Consider the following 1,557-nt stretch of genomic DNA (forward strand, 5'->3'; position numbering starts at 1 on the left):
TCACGATCCCCCGGACCGCCCGGTGGCCCTGATCACCCGATCGCGCTGAGCAACTCCGCGCACGCCGTCTCGCAGCGGCGGCAGGCCTCGGCGCAGATCGCGCAGTGGGCGTGCATGTCCGCGTGGGCCCCGCAGTCGTCAGCGCACGTCGCGCACGCGACGCGGCACGCGCTGAGCAACTCCTTGACCGCCTCCGAGATCGTCCCGGTCCGGCGACTCAATACCGACGCGGTGGCCGCGCACACGTCCGCGCAGTCGAGATCGGTGCGGATGCAGTCGCGCATCTCCGCGACCGACTCCTCGGCCAGGCACGCGTCCGCGCAGGCGGTGCAGATGCGCGCGCACGCGGACGCGGCGTCGATCGCCTCCGCCAGCAACTCGACGGGCAGACCGCCGGTCGGGTGGGGGTGGGACGTGATCATGTCGATGGTGCTCATGGTTCCTCCTGGGACTCGTTCTGGTGAGGGCGAGGCGGGGGTCATCGGGTGGCCAGGACGATCCGCTGCAGGTCGTGGCCCACGATCACGTCCCCGCCGTAGCCCTCCTGGGCCCAGTCGTGCCATTGCCGCACGTCCACGACGCCGGAGTAGTCACCGAGGTGCGTGAGGACCAGTCGCTTGGCGCCGGCGCGCTCGGCGACCTGCCCCACCACCTGGACCTCGACGTGGGACTCCAGGTTGTGCTCGATCATGGCCGGCGGCAGGTTGCCGCCGCGCACGTTGATCGCCTCGTGCACGGGGGTGTCGGTGCCGAGCGCCAACCGGTCCAGGTTCTCGCTGAGGCTGGTGTCCCCGGAGAACGTCACCGACCCGTGCGCGGTGTCGAAGCGGAAGGCGAACGCGGGGAAGACCGGCCCGTGCGGGACGAGGGTGGCGGTGACCCGGACGTTCTGGTCCTCCATGACGAGGAACGGGTCCATCGCCGGGGAGGTGTTGGTGTAGCTGGCGCCGACGTCCGGGATCACGATCTCGTGGACGTCGAACAGCGTGCGCGGGTCGGGCGGCCCACCGGTGGGGCCGTTGTCCCGGAGGAAGATGTTCGACGTGTAGGCGTAGGCCTCGTCCAGCCGCTGCGTCATCTCCGCCGTGCCCGGGGTCGGGCTCTGGGGGGCGACCACCGGGAAGTCCGGGTAGTCGACGTTGGGCGGTCGCAGTCCGCCCGCGGACCCCGGGCCGTGGACGCCGACGGGGGCCACGAGTTTGTCCCCGGCGGCGTTGGCGACCACCCCACCGATGAGCGCGAAGTTGTAGTAGTCCGCGATGTGGTCGGCGTGCAGGTGGGTGAGGAAGATGTCGCTGATCGCCGCCAGTTCCAGGCCCGTGAGCCCGTACTGCGTCACCGCGGACCGGCCGCAGTCGATCACGTAGGCGGCCCCGTTGACCACGAGGACCGACGCGATCCCCACCCGCGTCCTCTCCACCATCGGGCCGGCGAGTGTCCCCAGGAGCAGCAGCTCGAGTGGTTCACGCTGCGCCGAGGGGATGCCGTCCGGCGGGGTGCCGCCGGACGACCCGAGGGAGCCGGAGCCCAGGGAACCCGTGAGGCTCTGGGCTCCGG

Annotated in this window: 2 protein-coding genes; both read right to left on the bottom strand. The window is 71.5% G+C overall.

Features of this window, described 5'->3' with window-relative positions; translation table 11 throughout:
* Positions 1–32 precede the first annotated feature (32 nt).
* Positions 33–437, bottom strand: coding sequence for a four-helix bundle copper-binding protein (locus G6017_RS11195; RefSeq protein ID WP_182617378.1), 405 nt, complete (start codon positions 435–437; stop codon positions 33–35).
* 41 nt (positions 438–478) lie between these two features.
* On the bottom strand, positions 479–1,557 hold a 1,079-nt coding region (locus G6017_RS11200; RefSeq protein ID WP_241731488.1), incomplete at its 5' end, for an MBL fold metallo-hydrolase.

The organism is Dietzia sp. B44 (assembly GCF_014145245.1).
In the GTDB taxonomy this organism is placed as follows: Bacteria; Actinomycetota; Actinomycetes; order Mycobacteriales; family Mycobacteriaceae; genus Dietzia; species Dietzia natronolimnaea.

Excerpts from the sequence above, each read along its gene's own strand:
- G6017_RS11195 (WP_182617378.1), bottom strand. The coding sequence starts at position 437 with ATGAGCACCATCGACATGATCACGTCCCACCCCCACCCGACCGGCGGT.